The sequence below is a fragment of the bacterium genome, from assembly GCA_019695335.1.
GTDB lineage: Bacteria > CLD3 > CLD3 > SB21 > SB21 > JABWBZ01.
In genome coordinates, this window is record JAIBAF010000012.1 from 19307 (window position 1) to 39166 (window position 19860).

Annotated in this window: 17 protein-coding genes; 4 read left to right on the forward strand and 13 right to left on the reverse strand. The window is 44.2% G+C overall.

Annotated features, from left to right (window positions below):
• The first annotated feature begins 58 nt into the window (after window positions 1-58).
• The 3 genes from K1X84_04670 (at window position 59) to K1X84_04680 (ending at window position 3942) form a co-directional block, all read left to right on the forward strand.
• Window positions 59-1333, forward strand: coding sequence for a hypothetical protein (locus K1X84_04670; GenBank protein MBX7150908.1), 1275 nt, complete (start codon window positions 59-61; stop codon window positions 1331-1333).
• A 96-nt stretch (window positions 1334-1429) separates the two neighbouring features.
• Entirely contained in the window at window positions 1430-2389 is a 960-nt protein-coding gene (locus K1X84_04675; GenBank protein ID MBX7150909.1) for an alpha/beta fold hydrolase, read from the forward strand.
• Between the two features lie 17 nt (window positions 2390-2406).
• On the forward strand, window positions 2407-3942 hold the full coding sequence (locus tag K1X84_04680; GenBank protein ID MBX7150910.1) for an AbgT family transporter: 1536 nt from the start codon (window positions 2407-2409) through the stop codon (window positions 3940-3942).
• 44 nt (window positions 3943-3986) lie between these two features.
• On the opposite strand, the gene K1X84_04685 is transcribed toward K1X84_04680, so the two are convergent.
• The 13 genes from K1X84_04685 to rplU form a co-directional block, all read right to left on the reverse strand.
• A complete protein-coding gene (locus K1X84_04685; protein MBX7150911.1) occupies window positions 3987-4883 on the reverse strand; it encodes a DUF58 domain-containing protein in 897 nt (298 codons plus the stop codon).
• A gap of 14 nt (window positions 4884-4897) precedes the next feature.
• Window positions 4898-6238 (reverse strand): hypothetical protein, encoded by a 1341-nt coding sequence (locus K1X84_04690; protein ID MBX7150912.1) that lies wholly within the window; start codon window positions 6236-6238, stop codon window positions 4898-4900.
• Between the two features lie 38 nt (window positions 6239-6276).
• Entirely contained in the window at window positions 6277-6828 is a 552-nt protein-coding gene (locus K1X84_04695; protein MBX7150913.1) for a hypothetical protein, read from the reverse strand.
• A 10-nt stretch (window positions 6829-6838) separates the two neighbouring features.
• Entirely contained in the window at window positions 6839-8131 is a 1293-nt protein-coding gene (locus K1X84_04700; GenBank protein ID MBX7150914.1) for a peptidylprolyl isomerase, read from the reverse strand.
• Between the two features lie 100 nt (window positions 8132-8231).
• Complete coding sequence (locus K1X84_04705; protein MBX7150915.1) at window positions 8232-9707, reverse strand: aldehyde dehydrogenase family protein; 1476 nt, start codon at window positions 9705-9707, stop codon at window positions 8232-8234.
• A gap of 190 nt (window positions 9708-9897) precedes the next feature.
• Window positions 9898-11121: an NAD(P)/FAD-dependent oxidoreductase gene (locus K1X84_04710; GenBank protein MBX7150916.1), complete on the reverse strand. Its 1224-nt coding sequence runs from the start codon at window positions 11119-11121 to the stop codon at window positions 9898-9900.
• The gene (locus tag K1X84_04715; protein MBX7150917.1) at window positions 11122-12507 is read right to left on the reverse strand and encodes an alkaline phosphatase family protein; all 1386 of its coding nucleotides are present in this window, start codon (window positions 12505-12507) and stop codon (window positions 11122-11124) included.
• A gap of 31 nt (window positions 12508-12538) precedes the next feature.
• A complete protein-coding gene (locus K1X84_04720) occupies window positions 12539-13801 on the reverse strand; it encodes a thioredoxin family protein (protein MBX7150918.1) in 1263 nt (420 codons plus the stop codon).
• Window positions 13802-13883: 82 nt separating this feature from the next.
• Complete coding sequence (locus K1X84_04725) at window positions 13884-15098, reverse strand: ABC transporter permease (protein ID MBX7150919.1); 1215 nt, start codon at window positions 15096-15098, stop codon at window positions 13884-13886.
• A gap of 6 nt (window positions 15099-15104) precedes the next feature.
• Window positions 15105-16388: an efflux RND transporter periplasmic adaptor subunit gene (locus tag K1X84_04730; protein MBX7150920.1), complete on the reverse strand. Its 1284-nt coding sequence runs from the start codon at window positions 16386-16388 to the stop codon at window positions 15105-15107.
• 143 nt (window positions 16389-16531) lie between these two features.
• On the reverse strand, window positions 16532-17455 hold the full coding sequence (mdh, locus tag K1X84_04735; protein ID MBX7150921.1) for a malate dehydrogenase: 924 nt from the start codon (window positions 17453-17455) through the stop codon (window positions 16532-16534).
• A gap of 151 nt (window positions 17456-17606) precedes the next feature.
• On the reverse strand, window positions 17607-17876 hold the full coding sequence (gene rpmA / locus K1X84_04740; GenBank protein MBX7150922.1) for a 50S ribosomal protein L27: 270 nt from the start codon (window positions 17874-17876) through the stop codon (window positions 17607-17609).
• A 14-nt stretch (window positions 17877-17890) separates the two neighbouring features.
• Window positions 17891-18205 carry a 50S ribosomal protein L21 gene (rplU, locus tag K1X84_04745; GenBank protein ID MBX7150923.1) on the reverse strand — a complete coding sequence of 105 codons (315 nt, stop codon included), beginning with the start codon at window positions 18203-18205 and terminating at the stop codon, window positions 17891-17893.
• 252 nt (window positions 18206-18457) lie between these two features.
• On the opposite strand from rplU, the gene K1X84_04750 reads away from it, so the two are divergent.
• On the forward strand, window positions 18458-19783 hold the full coding sequence (locus K1X84_04750) for an MFS transporter (GenBank protein MBX7150924.1): 1326 nt from the start codon (window positions 18458-18460) through the stop codon (window positions 19781-19783).
• Window positions 19784-19860: the final 77 nt, after the last annotated feature.

A 19860-nucleotide genomic window follows, 5' to 3' on the forward strand; every position in this document is an offset into this window, starting at 1 on the left:
TGATCAGCGAACGAAAGCTGTTTAATTATTTGGTTCATTTAACCTCATGAAAGAAAGTATGAAAAAAATAATTGTATTGATTGCAGCGTTAGCTTTGTCTTTGATGGCACAAGAACAAAAGAAAGACATGAATTATTATTTTCAACAAGCTGTCGGGGCCTATGAGACTAAAAATTATCCGGCTTTTCTCGAAAACATGCTTGAAGTGAATAAGCTCCGTCCAAACTCGCCGCGAATGATACTCAATCTTGCTTCAGCTTATGCCGTTAACGGGCAAAAAGAGGAGGCCATAGCATGTTTGGACAGGCTTGGGCGAATGGGCTTATCGTATGCGGTAATTGCAAAAGACAGCGATTTCGTAACGATGTTTAACGATGACACCTTTAAAAAAGTCATCAAAAAATTCGAGGACAATAAACTTCCTATCAATCGCAGTTCGACGGCGTTTTCTTTACCCGAGAAGGATTTAATTACCGAAAGTGTAGCCTACGATCCGGTGGATAAAAATTTTTATATCAGCAGTATTCACAAAAAGAAAATTGTCAAACGCGATGCAGCAGGCAATGTCAGCGATTTTTCCATTCCGGACGATGGCCTTTTCGCTGTCATGGGAATGAAGGTTGATGCTGCCAGAAGAATTTTGTGGGTTACGACAACGGCAACCCCCCAAATGGACGGTTTCATGAAAGAAAACGAAAATCAGACGGCCGTCTTTAAATACGATCTAAAAACGAAAAAATTATTGAAAAAATACTTACCTCCAGCCAATACCGGCGCGCACTGGTTCGGTGATCTGGTGATTGCCAAAAACGGCGATGCGTATATTTCCGACAGTCGTCCTCAAGGCATATACAAAATTGATTTTCAAAAGGATGAGCTTACTGAATTCCTGCCGAAAGGATATTTTAATTCACCACAAGGCATTGCGTTCAGTGAAGATGAAAAATATTTGTTTATGGCCGATTATTCGCTGGGGATTTTTCGAATCGACATGAACACCAAATCGTGCGAACTTTTAAAACTTGCTTCGGATGTTTGCACGCTTGGCATTGATGGGATGTATTTTTATAAAAACCAGTTGATCGGGATTCAAAATGGTATCACTCCGCATCGTGTCGCACGGTTTAAGCTCAATAAAGCGCTCGATCAAGTTGATTCCTATGAAACATTGGAAGCGAGTCATTCGGCGTTCGATGAACCGACATTGGGTGTGATTATTGGCGGCGAACTCTTTTTTATTGCGAATAGCCAGGGAGGAAGCTTTGACAAGGAAAACAAAATTCTTCCGATGGATCGTTTGCATGAACCGGTTATTCTAAAAGTAAAACTATAAAAGCTCTGGTCATTTATCCCTATTTCCTTGATTACGATACACGAACATCCTATTTTGCACAACCGAATTTTCTTAACATAGGATGTTTGTGTTATTATGCCGACGGTTTTTCGTTCTACGTACGTTCCTCCTTTTTTATTTTCAAACGGTCATATTCAATCGATCTATCCCACTTTATTCAGGAAAGTTACGCCTGTAGCGTATGTACGAGAACGAATTGATACGCCGGATGGCGATTTTCTCGATATTGATTGGCTGAGACGCGGTTCGCGTCGCTTGGTAATTTTGTCGCACGGGCTTGAAGGTAATACCGATCGCGCTTACATGCGCGGAATGGCTCGTATTGTGAACGGTTACGGATGGGATGTGCTCGCGTGGAATTTTCGTGGATGCAGCGGCGAGGTTAATCGTCAACTCCGTTTTTACCACAGCGGCGCCACAGAAGACCTTGATGCCGTCGTTCATCATGCTATTTCCATGAAAAGCTACGATACGATCATTATGATTGGTTTTAGCATGGGTGGCAATCTGACATTGAAATATATCGGCGAACGAGGTCATACATTGTCTCCACTGATCAAACGCGCCGTTGCATTTTCAGTTCCGTGCGATCTGAAGTCCAGTGCTATAGAGATGGCAAAAAAAACCAATCAGATTTATATGAACCGTTTTCTCCGGCTGCTTCACGAAAAAGTTCGGGCCAAAATGCGTTTGTATCCCGGAAAAATCGACGACCATCGTTTTGATGAAATTCGTGACTTTAAAGGATTCGATGATCGTTATACGGCCCCGCTTCACGGCTTTAAAGATGCGGAGGATTACTGGGCCAAAGCCAGTTGCAAATCATTTCTTCATGCCGTTACGATTCCGACATTATTAGTCAACGCCAAAAACGATCCCTTTCTCGGAGAGTCATGTTTTCCATACGAAGCAACGAGTAATCCGAATTTTTTTCTGGAAATTCCGAATTCAGGAGGCCATGTCGGATTCATTCGATTTAACAGCGACGGAATATACTGGTCCGAAAAAAGAGCAATAGAGTTCATTGAATCATAAAATTAAGGATTGAAAGAATGCTCGAAAAAAAATCATTTTTTTATCGCGTATTAGATTGGGTCGAAAAAATTGGCAATTTTTTGCCGCATCCTATGACTTTGTTTGCGAGTTTCGCCGTAATCGTAGTCATTGCTTCAGGTGTAGTATCATTGTTTGATGTTTCTGTTATTCACCCGGGAACCGGCGAGACGATTCGTCCAGTTAGTTTATTGACGGGCGATGGCTTGCGTTACATTATGACGAGTATGGTAACTAATTTTACGGGATTCGCTCCGCTCGGTACCGTGTTGGTTGCGTTGTTAGGTATCGGCGTGGCCGAAGGATCTGGCTTATTATCCTCGTTGATACGCTTGATGGTCACATCGGCTCCTCCACGGCTATTGACGGTTGTTCTCGTTTTTTGTGGAGTGATGTCCAATGCGGCTTCGGAAGTCGGTTATGTGCTATTGGTCCCGTTGGCTGGGATTATTTTTCTTGCAGTAGAGCGTCATCCTTTGGCTGGTATGGCCGCGGCGTTTTCGGGCGTTTCCGGAGGTTACAGCGCAAACCTGGTGTTGGGCACTGTCGACCCGTTGCTGTCAGGAATTTCCCAGGAAGCCGCTCGTATTGTAGATCCGGCCTATCTCGTGAATCCGGCGTGCAACTATTATTTCATGACTATTTCGACATTTATATTAACTATTGCCGGAACTTTTGTGACTGAAAAAATTGTAGAACCAAGGCTTGGAAAATATACCGGTGATGAAAAACCGATAGCGATCGAAGCTTTAACTTCTTCTGAAAGAAAAGGATTACGTTTTGCTTTTTATTCGTCTCTGCTTTTTACATTGTTTTTGATCTGGTCTGTTTTACCGGCTAATGGATGGCCGTTGATGGGAGTATTATTAGATCCGAAGACCGGCGGCATACTGCACTCTCCTTTTTTGTCAGGAATTGTGGCGATTATTTTTATAGGAGCCGGGATTTCGGGAACGGCTTACGGAATTGGCGCTGGAACAATTAAAAAAGATAACGACGTTGCCAGTGCGATGGGTAAGGCGATGTCGACGATGGGGTCGTATATTGCATTGGTTTTTTGCGCGGCGCAATTTGTTGCGTATTTTCAGCAATCCAAGCTGGGATTGATTCTGGCGGTCGAGGGAGCAGAAATTTTAAAAAGTATCGGGCTTCCGGCAATTCCATTGTTACTTTTATTTATTCTCGTTTCGGCGAGTATTAACATGATGATGGGTAGCGCTTCTGCCAAATGGGCGATCATGGCTCCGGTGTTCGTGCCGATGTTTATGTTGCTCGGATATACTCCCGAAGTGACACAGACAGCGTATCGAATTGGCGATTCGGTAACCAATGTCATTTCACCCATGATGTCGTATTTTGCATTAATTGTAGCCTATATTCAGAAATATTTGAAAACAGCCGGTATGGGAACCGTCATTTCGACAATGGCGCCTTACAGTGTTGTTTTTCTGATTGTCTGGTCTTTGCTGTTTGCTATTTTCATCGGGTTCGATATACCGGTAGGGCCCGGAAGCCGATTACGTTTGGCGGAATAGAGCAAATATTTTTTTAGGAATTAAGCATGGGATAATCTAACACGTTATCCCATTTTTTTTCGTTTGGTGAGATATTCGAATAAAGCTGTGTCGTAGGGTGTACGAGTATCGAGCAAAACGTAATCAATATTGTTCTCACGACATTCTTTCCGGTAACGATCAAGAAATAACCGCATTTGTTCACGGTAATTGGACCGTATATGCCACGGTTGCGTTTGAATGCGTTCTTTGGTTTCCAGATCTTCAAAAATGACGTCGCCGCTGTAGGCGAATTCTTTTTCCTGGGGATCAAGGATATGGAAAACGATTACTTCATGTCCGCGATGTCGGAAATGTTTTAGTCCGGTCAACACTTTTTCGGGATCATCAAACAAGTCGCTGATAAGAATAATCAAACCACGCCGTTTGATCCGTTCGGCGATTTCATGTAAAACGGGCGCCATGGCAGTTTCGTCGCTGGTATGCGAGTGAGCAAGAGATTCCTGAATGGTTTTTAAATAACTTAACGTCGAGCGGGGAGGAAGAAAACGTGTAATTTTGGTATCGAATAAGGTTAGACCAACGGCATCACGCTGATGAATCATCAGGTAGGTTAATGACGCTGCGAGGCAGGCGCCGTATTCAAGTTTGGTCATTGCAGCGGATGCAAACCCCATCGACCCGCTCGTGTCAAGGATTACATACGCTTTAAGGTTTGTTTCTTCTTCGTAACGTTTGACATAATACCGCGACGTGCGCCCGTACACTTTCCAGTCGATGGAACGGATTTCATCGCCGGGCATGTATTGCCGGTGCTCGGCAAATTCGACGCTAAAGCCATGATAAGGGCTTTTGTGAAGACCGGTAATAAATCCTTCAACAACCAGGCGGGCTTTGATTTCAAGGTTGGAAAGTTTGGCGACGATTTCCGGTTTTAAATATTTTTCGTAATCGGTACTGATAGACGTATTCAATTTTAAGGAGTTAAACTTTCGCCATTGGCAATTTTTTCGCTCCACTTGACGTATTTTTCAAGGCGTCGAATCTGATAATACGCCGAGACACGGAACGACTGAACTTTGGATTCCAGCATTTCCGTCCGGGCGTTTTCGATCTGCTCTTTGTACGACGGCAGCATCACATCTTTAAAATAGTTTTTGAAGCGCTGATTGGATTCTACAAAATTTCCGTTTTCATAACAATAAATATCGTACCACGTCGATACCGATCCCGGCTGAAAATAATTTTTAATCGCCGTAATGATTTCTTCTTTGCCGTCGTGATTAATATCCCGTGCTTCGGCGAATGCTCCGAATTCGCGGACACGAAATTGTTGTCCGTCGTAATGGACCAAGGCCGTACTGTTTTGGCCCCATTCATTACCGTAATCAGTGAATCGCAAGAACACTTCATAGCCTGGTGCATTGTCAATATTGATCAACTGAATATCCGATTCCTGGAAAGTATTGCCGGAAAATTCTTTTTCAAGAATTAATTTGTAGGTTTCATTCGATTTTTTAAAAAGTTTGACAAAACATTTGCTCGCAAGGGAATCGCTGCTTCGGCGAATGCCTGAAACCAATAATTCTTCCTGGCCATCGCCATTAAAATCAATTGTAAATCCGCGTGTTTCACCCACGTACCAGATAGCTCGATCCGGCATGTCCATCGATGAAATTAAATTCATCGATAAGAGTTCTCGTTGATTAAAAGTTTTGAACATGTATTGGTAAGAATTCAAAATACCCTGTACGAGCGAGTCGGGCGTCCCGGTTGAAAAAAATTCAACCGTCGAACAATAATGATCACCCGGGAACAAACATGGCATGTATGCGACTACAGCCGATGAGTCACCGGCACGATGAACCCGCCGCTCTTCGGCTGTTTCATAATCGTAATCGTTTATGAAATGAGCGCGAAGCCGATGCCCGATTAAGCCCGATGACGAATGGAGTTCATGCAAATCTGAAAAAGGTTCCTCCAAATAAGGATGCCTTTCGGAATAAGAACGGATCAAATGTTCATCCAACGGCATGGTGATTTCTTGGCTTGGTTCCACCAATGCTTTGATGGAAATATATCCATCCGTCAAAGGATCCGATAATTCAATTCCGATCGCGGAATACGTCGCACTCCAGCCGGCCGGAATATCGACACGGAAGCCGTATTTCGGATTTTGATATTTTTCCCATTCGATAAGCGGTTGTGACTCGGTCTTAACGGTTTGAATCGGATGGCAGGTAAGCAGATTCAATACGTAAGCGAAACATGGCAGGAAAAAAAGCCATGTCAACCGGAAACGATTCGCGGATCCCATAGTATTAACTCTAGGATTTGAGTGTGTATCTTAAAGGCTCAGCACGTTCGCAATCTGGAAAGGCAATCAAGAAGGGTGTTGGGCTGCGAGCCCGATTCTCCGGCTTTGACGAGCACATTGTGGAAAGCATCCGGATGAGCGGGGCTCATCATGCCGGCTACCATGCGCGCATCGCATGCACGAAACAGGTGAGCGAAGGTTATGTCGAAACGAGGTCCCATGTCCAACACTAAGTCAAACTGTTTCTGCCGCAATGGGCGAATTTTATTTTTTTTTATGATCCTGAAAAAGTTAACATCCGTTTTACGGATGATATGTACCTCGAAACCTTGCAATTCGATACTGTGACGGTGTTCCGGTGCAAAGGATTCGGTAATCATAAATTCAAAAATCGATTTTGGAAATCGCGATTTTAACAGGTCCACCATCGACGAGAGGGATTCATGTCCGATGGAATCGTGAAGAAATACTAGGATACGCGTTGCATCCGTCACGACCGTTCTGAAACTGACCGGCTCTGACGGTTGGCGAAATCTGGAATGCCAAACCAGAAATCGCGTAATCACGTATTTCCACATTTTTTCAAACATAAAAACGGACTTACATACGTACGTCAACGTAAAATTTAGAACGGATCTCTTTAAGCCAATGATCCATTTCTTTGGCTTGTTTTTGATTCATGGCCATATTCTCAATAGATTGCCAGTCTTCGCGCAGATTCATTTTTCGTTTTTCACGACGGTCATTCAGTTTGACAATGTGATAGCCGAATGAAGTTTCAAACGGCTCGGAAATTTCTCCGGTCTTCAGTGATTGAGCCGCTTGTAAAAAAGCTTTGTCCTGGAAGGTTGAAATTTCAATCCATCCCAGATTTCCAAGATTGCCTTTTTTAGCCGGATCGTCGGAATATTTTAACGCCGCTTCTTCAAGCGTGGTTTTACCGTCGAGGATGTCTTGCCGTATTTGTTTTAATTTTTCAATCGTAGCTTTTTTATCGTCTTCAGTCGCATTAACGCCGATCAGGATATGACGCGTATTGATTTTATCGCCGGATTTCTGGATGAGTTGAATGATATGATAGCCGAATTGCGTCTTGACGATATCGGAAATTTCGCCCGGTTCGAGTTTAACCGCCGCCTCGGCAAATTCTTTGACGAAATCGGCACGATTGAACCATCCTAGTTCACCGCCTTTTTTGGCAGAACTCGGATCGTTGGAATATTTTTTGGCCAGCGCCGCAAAATCACCACCGCGTTTCAACGAATCGAGCAAGGTGGCCGCCAGTTTACGTGCTTCTTCATATGCAGCGTCGCCTGCTTTCACTTCCATCAGGATATGACTCATATTGATGGAATTGCCGACTTCCGGCAAACTATCCTGAAACGTTTTGAAAAACGTTTCAACTTCAGAACGTGAAATTTTGACGTCCTGAAATCGGGATGATTGGATTTTCTGCGTCAGCAATTGTTTGCGTACATTATTACGGTAGAGTTTCCGGATTTCAGAAATTTTTTTACCTAAATATTTTTCGAGTGCATCTTCGCCACCGGCTTGTTGAACGCGCTGTTGAATTTGCTGATCGAGCGTGCTCTCAACCTGCGATTCATCCACGGTCACGCTGTCTAGTTTGGCTTGGGCTAACAAAATTTTTTGATTGATCAGACTTTCCAAAATGTTGCGTTCGAGCTTATCGTATTCATCCTTATTTTTTTCAGGATCGATTTTTTGATTCAAAGCTTCAAAATAGGCATAGTTTTGAACTTCGGATTCGAGAATGGCTTCGTCGTCCACAACGGCGGCGATGCGGTCAATGATCTGGCGTTGAGCTATTGCCGTTTGTCCGAAAAGAAACAAACACAGCAAGCATGCCAAAAAGCGGAAATTCAGGTACATGAAAACAATCCTTTTTTAGAAATAGTGATTAGAAAGTCAAAAATCGGGTCTAAGGCGCAAGTGTATTGTACTAAATCCTATACCATCGGTCATTTCAACATTAATTCAGATCAACCCATACGGATTTGACCTGAGTATAAAATTCATAAATGGCTTCCATACCGCATTCGCGCGTAAATCCGGACATTTTATAACCGCCGTAGGGCATGGCGGCATCGTACATGTTGTATGTATTGATCCAGACGGTTCCGGCTTTGATTTTACGAGCGAGAGTATGCGCTTTTTTGATATCGCGCGTCCAGATGCCGGCAGCGAGACCATAATAGGTTTCGTTGGCAATACGGACGGCGTCGTCGAAATCTTTAAATTTCAAAGCGGAAAGAACAGGACCGAAAATTTCTTCCGATGCAATTTTCATAGAATTTTTAACTTCGCCGAAAACCGTTGGTTGAAAATAATATCCTTCGTTGCCGATACGATTACCGCCGGCGAGCAATTTCGCGCCTTCAGATTTACCTGCATCGACGTAGTGCTGGATTTTTTTCAGTTGTACATCGGAGGATAAGGGACCTAATTTGGTTTCGGGATTGAGCGGATCGCCGGGAACCATTTTAGCGGCACGAGCCGCAAGTTTTTCCACGAATTCGTCGTGAATTTTTTCTTCAATGAGCAGCCTCGATCCTGCTGTACAAACTTCACCTTTGTTATAAAAAATTGCGGCGGCGGCCATTTTGACCGTCGTGTCGATATCAGAATCGGCGAAAACAATATTGGGTGATTTACCGCCCAGTTCAAGTGAAAGCCGTTTCATGGTCAATGCCGCCGTTTTCATGATTTCTTGCCCGGTAGTCGTCGAACCTGTAAATGCAATCCCATCGACGTCGGGATGGGCGACCAATGCCGCTCCGGCCGTTTTGCCGTAACCGGTGACGACATTAAAAACGCCTTCCGGGAGACCGGCTTCGGCCATAATTTCGGCCAGCTTTAAGGTACTTAGCGGCGTAAATTCAGAAGGTTTCACGACGACGGTATTTCCGGCGGCGATGGCCGGCGCAATTTTGCGTGCGGCCGTGATCAGCGGAAAATTCCATGGAATTATCAGTCCAAGTACGCCGAGCGGCTCGCGTAAGGTATAATTAAAAAAATTACCGCTGACCGGAATGGTCTCTCCTTCGATTTTGGTCGCTGCTCCGGCATAATACGCGAAAATGTCCGCCGTTACAGGAACTTCAATTCCTTTAGTTTCGCCAATTGGTTTGCCGCAGTCGATCGTTTCGAGGTAAGCAAGCTCGTCGGCATACTTCATGATCAGTTCGCTGATCTTCCACAAATATTTTCCACGTCTGCTTGCACTCGTTTTAGCCCATTTACCGCCATCTGCAAAAGCATTTCTGGCGGATGTGACGGCTTTATCGACATCGGCCTTGTCCGCTTCAGCAATTTGTGCAATAACTTTTTCATTTGCAGGGTTGATTGTCGAAAAAGTTTTTCCATTTGCACTATCAGAAAAAGCATTGTTTATAAAAAGCTTAGTGTTTTTGATGTCAAAAATCTTCACATCTGCTGACGCGGCCATTTAACCTCCCGTTAATATCGGCTATCATTCTTTAGGGTGTTGTTTTATAATGACATAACCTATTGATTTTTATTTTGAATGTCAAGAGCAAACAAAAGTATCAACAAGTTATCAACACGCTAAAAACTTTGTAAAATGGAAGATTTTCCAGAAGGTTCATCAATAGAAACTGGCAATGTGTCAGCAAAACTCAAATCGCTTTCATCAGCGCTTTAAGTTTGAACATCAACTCATATTGTTGTGCAAGTTTTCCGATAGAACGGAGCGCCCGATCGTTTTCACGAAAGGATTTTGAGAGATAATCGGCAAAAATATCCGCCGACAAGAGAGTGGTTAAAAAAGGAGCTTTTGAAAATTGGCGGTTGAATCGTGTTTTCCACAAATGATCGTACGCCGAGAGTTGTTGGGTCGAATAATCATTTTCATCCATAGCACAGATCGCCGTTTCGGCTGCCAGAATGCCGGACGTCATGGCGTAGGAAATTCCTTCGGCTGTTACGGGATCGGTAAACGATCCGGCGTCGCCGGTTAAAATCAATCCATCGCGAACTCTTGAATTTTGATATTCGATCGCAAGAGGGATTTTACCTCCGCTGAGTTTACCGCATAACGATGCACGGTTTAGTTTCTTTTTAGCGATAGGGTGGTTTTTGAAAAAACCGTCCATTAAATTGCGCAAATCCAGTTTTCGTTCGTCGATAATATGCTGAAACGTACCACATCCGATATTGGCCGTCGTAGCTGAAGTGGGGAAAATCCAGTAATAGCCCGGTAGAATCGATTCGTCGAAATAAAATTCAACTGTATTTTGCAAACCCGTGATATTTTCATAATAACCTCGAATCGCCACGGCGCATCGGTGTGAATCCTGATTGCCCGCTCCGGCGTCCACTGCAATAGTTGAATTGACGCCTGTAGCATCAATAACGAGCGGCGCTGAAAACGTATGATTTTTACTTTGGCTGGAAACATTGACTCCGGCAACGCCATGATCGTTTTTTATGACCGACTCAACCGTGGATGCAGGAATGAACGTGATTGATGGATATTCAAGAGCCCGTTGAAGCAGTATATTATCGAAGATAAATCTCGGCAGCACGTACACGAAATATTCTGATTCGTTCATTGCACGCCGCACGGTCAATTCGCTGTAATCACTGAAGAACAATGAGTATCCGTGTGAATAGAATTGAACTTTTTCCATAAAATGTTCAAGTACGCCAAGCTTACGTAGCGGCTCTATACATTTGAACGTGAGGCCATCGCCGCAGGTTTTGTCGCGGGGAAAAGACGATTTGTCGAGGAGGAGAGTTTTTTTGCCGGCTTGTCCGAAGATGATTGCTGCACTGCTTCCCGCCGGTCCGGCTCCGGCAATAATCACATCAAATTCCGCCTGTTGAGCCATTGAAGTCATTTAATGACGGCTGTCGGTTTTTTTAGATTTGGGTTTCAAGTCATTTTCGTGAATTGAAAAATTCCAAAGCAAATTGCCTTTGTCATCGTACGTTTCTATCGTCAGCGTACGATCTTTACGTTTGCCTGAAAATTTAAGCAAACCAAAATTATGAACATCGCTGAAGACGCTGCCTGTTACGCGGAGAGGGTTTTTAATATCTTTACCGCTTGTATGCAGGCCTGCGGTCAATGACGATGATGTATAATCATATAACGGATAAAAATTCGAATCGAGATCTTTACGGTTCATTTCTGTAAAGTGCCTATCGCCGCTAATGAAAAGAACGCCGGAAATTTCATTTTTTCTGATAAAATCGATCAATTCTTTGCGCTCGAATTTGTAAAGATTATACGATTCGCTATCGCCGATTTCGTTCAAAACCTGACTGCCGCAGGCAATGATTTTAAAGGGCGCTATGCTGGTGGTCAATGCATCCTTCAACCACTGCAGTTGAACTTTTCCAAGCATGGTTTTGTCGGGTGTATCTTCTTCATATTTTGGTGAACGATAAAACCGGTCGTCGAGCATAAAGAAATCGACATCGTTCCAATTAAATTTATAAAAAACTCCCGGTACATCCTGGAATCCGTATGCCGGATTACCGTTATACATTTTAAATGCTTCCAGCGTTTTGAATTTGAACATATATCCACGATCGGAATCATTGGGGCCATAATCATGATCGTCCCAGATGGCATAATGATGAATGGACGGCAAGAGGGGCTGCAGTTCTTTAAGTGAACGCGTATGACGCCAGCGATGGAGGATACCCGACCAGGAATTCCAGTCAACTTCACGCAGATAAGTATTATCGCCCAGCCACAACATCAGATCGGGTTTTTTATCGGCGATGGTTTGAAAAATATGGTAATCGCTTCCGTAAGGAATGCCCGGACGATCGACAGAGTCCTCGTTGACGTACGCACACGAACCTATTGCTGCAGTAAAATCGGGCGGATCGGTACGCCACTCCCAAAGCAATTGCGTTTTAAAAGTATAGGGTACAGAATGTCGGACAGGTTTACCATTAATGAGAACTTCATAATCGTAAGTTCGTCCGTGACCAAGACCTCCTATTACAAATTGTGCAATGTGATCGCCTTCATCCGCCGTCTGAATGAGTCTGGTCGTTTCTGCAATGTTATCGATCTTTTCAATTTTGGCTTTTTGTTGATCCCAGTACCGGACTTCAACTTTAGCGGGCTTCGTCGTTTGAATCCAAACCAGAACTTCGGTTTTTTCAGAATAACCGAGCATGGGACCGGACTGGAGCAAATCATTTTGCGCTGAAATTTCGACATTAAAAAACAACACAGCCATTGACAGGAACAAGCAGTATTTCATAAGCGACTCCGGACTGACATCAAAACTCAACTTACTTCATGTTTTGGTAACGTTTCAGATTTTCTTCAAAAGTTTTTTTCATTTTCGACCCGTCGCGGGACATTTTAACGGCGTATTCGCCAAAGCGCACCGCGTTAGCTTTGTCACCGAGAGCTTCACATAAACTAGCAATCGTGTCAGCTACGTACGAATCCTGGTTGGCAGCTGGGCTTGAATCCCATTTTTTTATAAGCGATGTGGCCATTTCTTTTTCAGCGGCTTTGGCTTCAAAGGCGCTCCAGCCGACATCGTTGTAATCGCTCAACGAACCGTTCGGATTTTTCTGGATCCAATTCAATACAACAGAGGCAGCTTTGTCTTTTTCACCGTGCTTGGTATAAATTTCGATCATACGGGAAGCGCCTCGGGCCGCAGTTCCGTCCAGTTTTTCCAATTCGGCGTAATCTTCTTCTTTTGTCGTATGGCCGGTAGCCTGACGAATGCGCTGATATATATCTTCAATTCCTTTTCGCCCGGCATCATCCGCTTTTTCGTATGTCATTGTAATCAAATTCCATGCTTTATCATTCATATTTTTCCGCAGATAGGCGTACGCTAAATTGGCCGCAACGCTATGGCTGGCCGGATGCTCGGGGAAACGCTTGAGAAAATTTTCAGCTTCCGGAATACCGATGGAATCGATGCTGAATTGCAATGCGGTAACCGCATGTTGCATCAGCAGATCGCGGGTCATACCTTTACTGATTTGAGGGTCACTGTTTAGTGCGAATTGATAGTACGGCACCGCCTTAATCAAATCATATCGTAAATAATACTCGGCAAGTTTTGCCGCAGACTCGTAGGAAGGTTTTTTCTGGTATTCTTTCATCCATTGAGCATAAACGTCTTTTCCGAGAATGATGCGGTCGAGCTCTTTAAGGTACCGATTGATATCCGGTTCATATCCGACTTTACGTTCAACTTCATTTCCATCGGCATCGATAAAGACGACAGAAGGATACACGCGAACACCATATTTATCCGCCATCGCAATGCCTTCGCCTTTTTCGGCGTCGATTTTGTAACAAATCATTTGTTCTGTATACGCTTTAAAAGCGGCACTGCGATAAATATTCTGATCGAGCAATTTGCAAGGACCGCACCACGTCGTAAAAAAATCAATCATGATGATCTGATTTTTTGTTTTGGCGGCTTTCATAACTGAAGCCACGTCGCCGTCGACGAAACCTGGAATCAATTCAGTGCTGTAACTTAATGATACCGCTGTAAGTAAAAGCAATAATAGTTTTTTCATGGGAGACCCCTTCTGTATATTAAAAAAGCGCCATCAATTTAATGAAGGCGCCGGTAAAAAGGAAATGGAATTTGTTGATTTCTTATTCGTATCGCAGGGCATCGATAACATTGGATTTGGCGGCTTTTAGTGCCGGATAAAAACCAAAAAAAATACCGATGGCAATGGATAAGCCGAAACTCAATACGATCGAATCGGTTGTAATGGCAATAGCCCAACCTGCATTGGACTCCAGGAATAACGCGGTGCCAATACCCATGGCAATGCCGATGAAACCGCCGAGGAGACAGATGACTAATGCTTCGATCAAAAATTGCGCGAGAATATCTTTTCGTTTTGCACCAATCGCTTTCCGGATACCAATTTCTTTGGTGCGTTCCGTTACCGAGACAACCATTATATTCATGATACCGATGCCGCCAACCACCAGAGAAATTGCCGCAATAGAAGCCAGCAAAATCGATAAAGTTGCGCTCGTTTCTTGAGCCGTCGAAACAATGTCAGACATGTTCCGGATATTGAAATCGTTTTCCTGGTCGGAACGCAGCCGATGCTGGCGCCGGAGCGCACGCTCGATATCAAAGGTCACTTCTTCGAGCGGCGCATTGTCCTTTGCCATCACCGCGATGGAATTAATATAATCCAGTCCGAACAATCGTAATTGGGCCGTTGTAAGGGGAATAACGATCTGATCGTCCTGATCCTGAATGCCGGATGAGCCTTTCTTTTCAAATAATCCTATAACGTAAAAATTTTGCGAATTGATTTTAATGATTTGTCCGACGGGAGAAACCCGTTCGAATAACGCATCGGCAACGGTCTGACCGATGACGGCGACTTTGGATCGTGCGCGCAATTCTTCTTCATTAAAAAAACGACCTTGAGCAATCGTGAAACTGCGAACGTTCGGATAGCTGGTCAGAGTGCCGATGACGGACGAGTTGACGTTTTTGTTTTCGTATTTGACCTGAGAATTTCGTGAAAGTTCGGGTGAATAATCTTGTACCCATTCAGATCGTGCCTTGATGGTTTCGGCGTCTTCCAGCTTCAACGTAATGGAGCTGCCGGCCGCCAGCACCGTGCGTCCTATACTTTGGGCGCCGGGACGAACGATAAGTAAATTGGTACCGAGGTTTTTCAGGCGTTCATTGATACGCCGGCGTGAGCCTTCGCCGATAGCCACCATCGCAATGACGGCGCCGACACCGATGATAATGCCAAGCATCGTCAGCAGGCTTCGTAACCGATTGGATCGCAACGCGGTCAACGCGGTAATAATGCTTTCAAAAAAATTCATAAAACTTTATCGGATTCCGCCGGAACGTTCTTTAAGACGCTCTTTGAATCGCTCGCCTTCTTGCAACGCTTGTGAGAACTGAACCAAGACGACTTTTGAGGTATCGGATAAACCGCTTAAAACTTCCGCTTCATCGAAATTAGCAAGTCCGATTCGAATCGGAACCATTCTCAGATCGGTACCTTCTTGCACGACAACAAATTTAAGAACGCCGTCGTGAATCATCTGGCCGTCAGACATGATTTTTTTACGCAATTCACTGCGGTTCGTGTTGCTGGAGTCGGCCGATTTTCGCATTCGTTCCGGCATAATGACGCCGGCTTTTTTGAGGGTTTGAGCATCGGATTCTAAATCGTCTTTGCTTCGCAGTAATTCGTTTGACACCAACAAAGCATTATCGCGGCGGGCAATATCGATCATGATCGAGGTATTCATGCCGGCTTTGAGCAAATTGTTTTTATTGGGAACTAAAATGATGACATCGAACGTCGTCACGTTTTGGACAACCGTAGATTGCGCAGCAATCCGAATAACTTTGCCAGTAAATTCCATCGAAGGATAAGCATCAGCGATAATACTGGTCGCCTGTCCAAGCTGAACTTTTCCGATATCGACTTCATCAACGGCTGCCACTACGTACACTTCATCCATGTTGGCAATCTGAGCAATGGTTGTCCCTCCGCCGACATTAGAAACGGCTGAAGAAACGATTTGGCCAGCGGAAACATTACGAGAAAGTACGATACCGTTGATCGGGGACAACACAATCGTTTCAGCCAATTTTTGACGAGCGAGGAGTAAGCTGGATTGCGCTTTGATGAGAGAGGATTTTGAGCTGACATAATCGACAAATACCTGGTCATATTCCTGCTGTGACAAAAGATTTTTAGAAAATAAATCCTGAGAGCGTTTCCAGTTATTTTCTTGCTGCACTAATCTCGCTGCGGCTAATTGAGAGTCGGCGAGCGCTTGCTCAAAATTATTGCGCGTATCGGTTTGATCCAGCCGAGTAATAAGTTGACCGATACGAACGTGATCACTGGCTTCGATGGGAATGGCTTCGACGATCCCGCTGGCTTTGGATTTGATTTCGATGATATTAATTGGTGAGACCGTTCCTGTGGCGCTCACTGTGACAGACAGTGTACCCCGATGCAGTGGCATGACGCGGGTGACCAATGCTGTCTTCGATTCTTTTTTCTCGGAAGATTTATTGCCTGCAAAAAAAATAAAATAGGCAGCGATTATCAGAGAAAGCATAACTACAGTTGCAACGATTTTTTTAGTCATAAAATATTTTAAAAAATTATCAAGAGTGTCTTCTTTTTTGTCATAGACGTGTAAAGATAAATAAAGTTTAATTAATTAAATATGAATAAAAAAAGGGCAACTTCATTGTGAAATTGCCCTTACAATATAAAAAACAAAAAAAATCAGAATTTCAGTTTAGCCATGTTATCTTTGACGTCTTGTGCTGATTTATCGAGCGCTTTTTGTTCGTCAGCGGTTAGCTTGATCTGCACAATTTGTTCCACGCCGTTCCGTCCGAGTTTAACCGGTACGCCGCAGAAAACGTTTTTCTGGCCGTATTCACCTTCCAACCATACCGAGCAAGGCAGAATACGTTTCTGATCTTTAACGATGGACTCGATCATCTCAACAGCGGAAGCCGAAGGCGCATAGTATGCCGATCCGGTGCCGAGTAATTTTACGATTTCCGCGCCGCCGTTGGCCGTGCGGTCGACAAGCCGTTTGATAGTGGCTTCGTCCATAAGATCCGGAAGAGGAATGCCCGCAACGGTCGAATAACGCGGTAAGGGCACCATCGTATCACCGTGACCGCCGAGAACGAATGCCGATACGTCGCGCACCGATACATCGAGTTCCATCGCGATAAACGAGCGAAAACGCGCCGAATCCAAAACGCCGGCCATACCTATCACGCGGGCTTTCGGGAAACCGCTGATTTTGTGTGAAACATAGGTCATCACGTCCAGCGGATTGGTTACCATAATGATGATGGAATTCGGAGAACGTTTGGCAACTTCTTTAGTGATACCTTGAATAATTTCTGCATTTTTCAGCAAAAGATCATCGCGGCTCATGCCGGGTTTCCGTGCCAGACCGGCCGTAATCAAGACAATATCCGAGCCAGCCGTTTCGTCGTATCCTTGCGTTCCGATCATGCGAACGTCAAATCGTTCAATTGGAGCCGATTCATACATATCCAACGATTTTCCTTGAGGCACGCCTTCAATAATATCCACGAGAACGACTTCATTGGCTAATTCTTTTTCGGCAATGCGCTGAGCGGCCGTAGCGCCCACATTACCGCCACCGACGACTGTAATTTTCATGATAGTTACTCCCTGGGGTTTGTATGGTGAGGATTGTCAGCATTGAAATAAAAAACGGACTCTGGAAAAATAAAAATAAAATATTCTTACTTCAAGCCATGAGTCCGTCCAAAAAATAAATCCGATACACCGTAGGTATATCGGATTGGGTTTACGCTTTCGCTTCGGGCACCGGGTACACGCTGACTTTGAGGCGTGTTTTGTCTTTGTGCTCGAATTTGACAACGCCGTCGATTTTAGAAAAAATCGTATCGTCGCTGCCGATGCCGACGTTTTTGCCGACATGGAACTTGGTACCGCGTTGGCGAACGATGATATTGCCCGCAAGTACGAATTGACCGCTGTAACGCTTAACACCGAGACGTTGTCCGTGGCTGTCGCGTCCGTTGCGGGTACTACCGAGCCCTTTCTTATGTGCCATGGTCTCTCCTTTTCTTACTTCGTAATACTGTTAACTTCAATTTCCGTGAAAGGCTGACGATGGCCTTTTTTCTTCTGAAAGCCTTTGCGGCGATACTTACGGAAATGAATGACTTTGTCGCCCAGCCCGTGTTGCAACACGGTGGTCTCGACTTTTGCACCTTTTACGGTAGGCATGCCAATTTTGACATCGCCATTTTCGGAGATCAGGAGCACATGATCGAAAACGATCTTGTCGCCGATTTCCGCTTCAGCCACGCGGGGAATAACCAATTTCTGGCCTTCTTCGCATTTGAACTGAAAACCTTTGATATCAATTACTGCGTACACGCGAGTCTCCAAGCTATGGGTTTGCGTTTTATGAAATTAGGTCGCTAATATAGCGGATCGAACCTAAGAATGCAAGAAATATTTGCTAAAAAATACCCTCAAAAAAATTACTGCATAACTTCTTGATAACTTTAAAAGAAGCGGGTTTTTGTAAAGTTAAATGAAGGATAAAATTACAATAAAGAAAATTTGTGAAATGTCGGAAAAAACAATACATTGAGCGCCAAAAAAAAAATCTGATCGAATGGATATATGGAATCTCCCGAAATAAATAAAAAGACGATTTTCGGCTGGTGTATGTACGACTGGGCCAATTCTGCCTTTACGTTGACGGTCATCACGGCGGTTCTGCCCCTGTATTTTGCCGATGCCGTAGTCGGGTCCGACGGTTTTACAATTGGCGATAAAACTTACAGCGCAACGGCGCTGTGGGGATTTATGATCAGCAGTGCCGCGTTGTTTGTGTTTTTATGTGCTCCGGTCATGGGTGCCATTGCTGATTTTTCGTCATCTAAGAAAAAATTTATGATGACATTCTGCTATGCCGGAAGCCTCTTTACAGTGCTGTTGTATTTTTGCAACAGCGGCGACGTATGGACTACAATGTTCTTTTTTATTATTGCGCAAATTGGTTTTGTCGGGGGCAATATTTTTTATGATGCGTTTCTACCGCAGATAGCGCCGCCGGGAAAAATGGATTGGGTTTCCGGCAAAGGCTATGCGTACGGATATATCGGCAGCGATATTCAATTTGCTATGTCACTCGGACTGATACTGATGCACGATTCATTCGGATTAACTTCAGGCGAAGCAGTTCGATGGGCTCTGGCGTTTTCGGGTTTGTGGTGGGGCGGTTTTTCAATTTTCACTTGGATATATGTTCATGATGCTGCTGCGGCAGAAATCATTCCGCTGCAATACGCTGGACGTCCTAAAATTATCGCGTATATTCAAATTGGTTTTTCCCGAACGATCGCTACCAGCCGAAAAATTGTCCATTTTAAACATCTGGTGCTTTTTCTGATCGGCTTCATGCTTTACAACGAAGGCATCCAGACGGTCATTGCGATGGCAACGATCTATGGAAAAGAAGAATTGCGATTATCTTCCGACGTCCTGATGATAACGTTATTTGTCATTCAGCTTGTTGCGATGGTCGGCGCGTTGGCCTTTAGTAAATTAGCGGGGAAAATCGGGACTAAACGGGCGATCATTGTTACGTTAATAGTGTGGTCCGGTGTAGTCGTGTATGCGTACTTTATGACGACGGCCGGGGAATACATGGCACTGGGAATAGTTGTAGGAATTGTATTGGGCGGTTCACAATCGCTGAGCCGTTCGTTTTATGGGGCCATGATCCCAGCGAAAGCTACGGCTGAATTTTACGGATTTTACTCGGTCTTTACGAAATTTTCAGCTATTTGGGGACCGTTCGTATTTGCGCTTATCCGGCAAATCAGCGGGACAGCGCGGTTGTCGATTTTGTCTCTGATTGTGTTTTTTTTCGCAGGTATGATCATTTTATATTTTGTCAATGAGAAGAAAGCGTTGGAAGCCAAGCATATCGAAATTTTTTGATCCGTTAACCGACGATACGCAGCTCTTTACCGATCAATCATTCTGACCCATTCATTATTGATTTAAATTAAATCGGC

Bases quoted from the DNA above. Each gene is read 5' to 3' on its own strand.
- K1X84_04670 (MBX7150908.1), top strand. From the start codon at position 59: ATGAAAAAAATAATTGTATTGATTGCAGCGTTAGCTTTGTCTTTGATG.
- K1X84_04675 (MBX7150909.1), top strand. From the start codon at position 1,430: ATGCCGACGGTTTTTCGTTCTACGTACGTTCCTCCTTTTTTATTTTCA.
- K1X84_04680 (MBX7150910.1), top strand. From the start codon at position 2,407: ATGCTCGAAAAAAAATCATTTTTTTATCGCGTATTAGATTGGGTCGAA.
- K1X84_04690 (MBX7150912.1), bottom strand. From the start codon at position 6,238: ATGGGATCCGCGAATCGTTTCCGGTTGACATGGCTTTTTTTCCTGCCA.
- K1X84_04695 (MBX7150913.1), bottom strand. From the start codon at position 6,828: ATGTTTGAAAAAATGTGGAAATACGTGATTACGCGATTTCTGGTTTGG.
- K1X84_04700 (MBX7150914.1), bottom strand. From the start codon at position 8,131: ATGTACCTGAATTTCCGCTTTTTGGCATGCTTGCTGTGTTTGTTTCTT.
- K1X84_04705 (MBX7150915.1), bottom strand. From the start codon at position 9,707: ATGGCCGCGTCAGCAGATGTGAAGATTTTTGACATCAAAAACACTAAG.
- K1X84_04710 (MBX7150916.1), bottom strand. From the start codon at position 11,121: ATGACTTCAATGGCTCAACAGGCGGAATTTGATGTGATTATTGCCGGA.
- K1X84_04715 (MBX7150917.1), bottom strand. From the start codon at position 12,507: ATGAAATACTGCTTGTTCCTGTCAATGGCTGTGTTGTTTTTTAATGTC.
- K1X84_04720 (MBX7150918.1), bottom strand. From the start codon at position 13,801: ATGAAAAAACTATTATTGCTTTTACTTACAGCGGTATCATTAAGTTAC.
- K1X84_04725 (MBX7150919.1), bottom strand. From the start codon at position 15,098: ATGAATTTTTTTGAAAGCATTATTACCGCGTTGACCGCGTTGCGATCC.
- K1X84_04730 (MBX7150920.1), bottom strand. From the start codon at position 16,388: ATGACTAAAAAAATCGTTGCAACTGTAGTTATGCTTTCTCTGATAATC.
- mdh (MBX7150921.1), bottom strand. From the start codon at position 17,455: ATGAAAATTACAGTCGTCGGTGGCGGTAATGTGGGCGCTACGGCCGCT.
- rpmA (MBX7150922.1), bottom strand. From the start codon at position 17,876: ATGGCACATAAGAAAGGGCTCGGTAGTACCCGCAACGGACGCGACAGC.
- K1X84_04750 (MBX7150924.1), top strand. From the start codon at position 18,458: ATGGAATCTCCCGAAATAAATAAAAAGACGATTTTCGGCTGGTGTATG.